This window comes from Burkholderia sp. E168m23, from assembly GCF_016586125.1.
GTDB classification, from domain to species: domain Bacteria; phylum Pseudomonadota; class Gammaproteobacteria; order Burkholderiales; family Burkholderiaceae; genus Burkholderia; species Burkholderia orbicola.
This window is the reverse complement of the sequence record NZ_BCPP01000764.1, coordinates 1-3,561: the sequence shown is the minus strand read 5'-3', so window position 1 is coordinate 3,561 and position 3,561 is coordinate 1. Positions and strand designations below refer to the sequence as shown.

4 protein-coding genes are annotated in these 3,561 nt (G+C 66.2%); all 4 read right to left on the bottom strand.

Features of this window, described 5'->3' with window-relative positions; translation table 11 throughout:
• Nucleotides 1–817 (bottom strand): Mur ligase family protein (locus JMF90_RS29130; RefSeq protein ID WP_268906070.1); only part of this gene is annotated, 817 nt, incomplete at its 3' end.
• Nucleotides 814–2,661 carry a penicillin-binding protein 2 gene (locus tag JMF90_RS29125; RefSeq protein WP_054927329.1) on the bottom strand — a complete coding sequence of 616 codons (1,848 nt, stop codon included), beginning with the start codon at nucleotides 2,659–2,661 and terminating at the stop codon, nucleotides 814–816. The genes JMF90_RS29125 and JMF90_RS29130, both read right to left, overlap by 4 nt.
• On the bottom strand, nucleotides 2,658–2,999 hold the full coding sequence (gene ftsL / locus JMF90_RS29120) for a cell division protein FtsL (protein ID WP_006477023.1): 342 nt from the start codon (nucleotides 2,997–2,999) through the stop codon (nucleotides 2,658–2,660). The genes JMF90_RS29125 and ftsL overlap by 4 nt, the downstream gene beginning before the upstream one ends.
• Nucleotides 2,996–3,561 (bottom strand): 16S rRNA (cytosine(1402)-N(4))-methyltransferase RsmH (rsmH, locus tag JMF90_RS29115; protein WP_201325758.1); only part of this gene is annotated, 566 nt, incomplete at its 5' end. The genes rsmH and ftsL, both read right to left, overlap by 4 nt.

Below are 3,561 nucleotides of genomic sequence, written 5' to 3'. Positions count from 1 at the left end.
CCGGTGCATCGCCGATCCCGTACGCGATCGTGCGCACGCGACCGGCCAGCTTCTCCAGCAGGCGGCGGCCAGCCGCATCGTCGCGGTTGATCACCGCCGCGCGCAAGCCGCGCCACGCGAACAGCTTCGCCTTCGCGGCCTCGTACGCATCGAACGTGCCGTGATAGTCGAGGTGGTCCTGCGTGAGGTTCGTAAACACCGCGACGTCGAACGCCGTCCCGTTCGCGCGCCCCTGATGCAGCGCGTGCGACGACACTTCCATCGCCACCGCCTGCGCGCCCGCGTCGCGCAATTGCGCGAGACTGCGCTGAAGTTGCGGCGCGTCGGGCGTCGTGAAGCCGGTCGGCACGAGCTGACCGGGCATCCCGGTGCCGAGCGTGCCGATCACCGCGCACGGCTGGTGCAGCGCCGTCAGCGCGGTGGCGATCCATTGCGTGCACGACGTCTTGCCGTTCGTGCCCGTGACACCGACCGCCAGCAGGCTGTCGCTCGGGTCGCCGTACCAGCCGCTGGCGATCTCGCCTGCGAGCTGGTCGAGCGCCGGCACCGCCAGCGCGACGGGTACGGCCGGCGCGGCCGGTGCGTGGGCCAGCCCTTCCGGCTGATACAGCACGGCGGCCGCACCGCGTGCGACGGCATCCGCCATGAAAGCGCGGTTATCTGCCCCGTCGACCGCATACGCGACGAACACGTCGCCAGCCTCGAGGCTGCGCGTGTCGGCATGCAGTTGCGCCGTGGGGGCCACATGCTGACGCAGCCACGCAAGCGCGGCTGCGATCTGCTGATGCGCCGGATGGGAACTGCGGGCGGCGCTCATCGAACAACTCCTGGTGAATTACGCGTCGTGCTGGACACGATCATATGCTTCGCGCCGCCATTCGTAGCCAGCTTTTGCGGGCCCTTTGCGGCAGGGGAGTCCGGCGAATCGTCGGACACCACGAGCTGCTTGATCGGCATGTTCGGCGGAACGTTCAGCGCGCGCATCGTGTCGCCGGCGATCGCCGAGAATACGGGGCCGGACACCTGGCCGCCGAAGTGGCTGCCGGCAGTCGGTTCGTCGACCGACACCGCGATCACGACACGCGGATTCGGCATCGGCGCCATCCCGACGAACGACGCGCGGTACTTGCGCGTGTAGCCGTGCCCTTCATGTTTGTACGCGGTACCGCTCTTGCCGCCGACGCGATAGCCCGGCACGGCCGCATCCGGCGACGTGCCGCCCGGGGCGACCACCGTCTCCAGCATCGAGCGCACTTCGCGCGCGGTGGTCGGATTGAACACTTGCGTGCCCGCGACCGGCTGATTGGGGTCCGTCTTGAAAATGGTCACGGGCATCAGCTCGCCGTCGTGCGCGATCGCCGTGTACGCCCGCGCGAGCTGGAACAGCGACACCGACAGGCCGTAGCCGTACGACATCGTCGCCTGCTCGATGCGGCGCCAGCTCTTCCACGGACGCAGGCGGCCAGCCACCGCGCCCGGGAAGCCGACCTTCGGCGCCTGGCCGAGGCCGATGCTCGTATACATATTCCACATTTCCTCGGGCCGCATCGTCATCGCGATCTTCGTCGCGCCGATGTTGCTCGACTTCTGGATCACGCCGCCGACCGTCAGCGTGCCGAAACCCGCGTCGTCGGTGATCGGCGCGCCGTCGAGCACGAAATGCCCGTTGCCCGTCTCGACGAGCGTGTTCGGCGTCACGCGGTGCAGGTCGAGCGCGAGCGACACCGTGAACGGCTTCATGATCGAGCCCGGCTCGAACACGTCGGTCATGATCCGGTTGCGCAACTGCTCGCCCGTCATGCGCGAGCGGTCGTTCGGGTTGTACGTCGGATAGTTGACGAGCGCGAGCACTTCGCCGGTCCGCACGTCGACGACCATCGCCGCGCCGGCCTTCGCCTTGAACTTCTCGACGGCGGCCTTCAGGTTCGCGTACGCGATGTACTGGATCTTGCTGTCGATAGACAGGTCGACGTCGGTACCGTTGTGCGGCGGAATCTGCTCGGCGACATCCTCGATGATGTGCCCCATCCGGTCCTTGATCACGCGACGCATGCCCGAGGTGCCAGACAGCATCTTCTGGTCGCCCAGTTCGACGCCTTCCTGGCCTTCGTCCTCGACGTTCGTGAAGCCGATCAGGTGGGCGGTGATCTCGCCTTCCGGATAGAAGCGCTTGTATTCGTTGCGCTGATAGATGCCGGGAATGTCGAGCGCGGCGACCTTGTCCGCGACGTCGATCGGCACCTGGCGCTTCACGTAGACGAAACCCTTGTCTTCCGACAGCTTCACGCGCAGCTCCTTCGACGTCATGCCGAGGAGCTTGCCGAGCTGGTTGACCTTGTCCGCGTCGAGATCGTCCGGCACCGCGTCGGGAATCGCCCAGATCGCGCGCACCGGCAGGCTCGTCGCGAGCACGAGCCCGTTACGGTCGAGGATCTTGCCGCGCGTCGCGGGCAGTTCGATCGTGCGCTGATAGCGACTTTCGCCCTGCTTCTGATAGAACGCGTTGCCGGGCCCCTGGATCCAGAACGCCCGTGCGGCCAGCGCGACGAACGCCATGAACAGCAGGAACACGACGAGCTTCGAGCGCCACATCGGCAAATGAACGCCCAGCACGGGGCTCGACGAGAACTTCACGTTCTGGCGCTTCGGGGACGGCTTCATCGCGCGCCCCCCTTGCCCTTGCCGGCCGTGTCGGCCGACGCCGGGATCGGCGCGTCGATCGCCTTCGCGGCGCCCGCCGGCAGCGTCAGATATTGCGTGCGGCCGGTCGAAATCGGCTGCATTTTCAGCGAATCGTTCGCGAGCTGCTCGATGCGCGACGTCTTCGACAGCGCGCTCTGCTGATATTGAAGCTGCGCGTAGTCCTGCTGGAGCTGACGCTCCTGCGACTGCGCACGCTGCAGCTGGATGAAGATCTGGCGTTGCTGGTTCGTCGAGTTGACGACCGACAGCGCGCAACCCATCACGATGATCAGCAGGAAGATATTGAGGCGGCTCATGGCGTGACGCGCTCCGCGATGCGCATCACGGCCGAGCGGGCGCGCGGATTCGCGGCGACTTCCGCTTCACTCGGAAACTGGCGGCTGACGATCTTGAGCGGCGGGCTCGGGAGGTCGACGGCGCGGATCGGCAAGCGACGATCGACCGCAGGCGCACTCGCGTGCGCCTGCATGAATCGCTTGACGATCCGGTCCTCGAGTGAATGAAAGCTGATGACCACCAGCCGCCCCCCTTGCTCCAGCAACGACAGTGCCGCGTCTAGTACGACTTGCAGGTCCGCAAGCTCTTGATTGACGTGAATCCGTATAGCCTGAAAGGTGCGGGTTGCCGGATCCTTGCCCTTCTCACGGGTTTTGACGACGTGACCCACGATTTGGGCAAGCTCGCCCGTGGTGTCGAGAGGCCCAAGACGGTCGGACTCTGCCCGGCGAGCAACAAGCGCCTTTGCAATCTGAAAAGCAAACCGTTCTTCCCCATAATCCCGTATCACCTCCGTCAATTCCTGCACCGAAGCCCGCGCGAGCCATTCGGCCGCCGACTCGCCACGCGTCGGATCCATTC

Coding starts and splice junctions, on each gene's coding strand:
- JMF90_RS29125 (WP_054927329.1), bottom strand. CDS start 2,661: ATGAAGCCGTCCCCGAAGCGCCAGAACGTGAAGTTCTCGTCGAGCCCC.
- ftsL (WP_006477023.1), bottom strand. CDS start 2,999: ATGAGCCGCCTCAATATCTTCCTGCTGATCATCGTGATGGGTTGCGCG.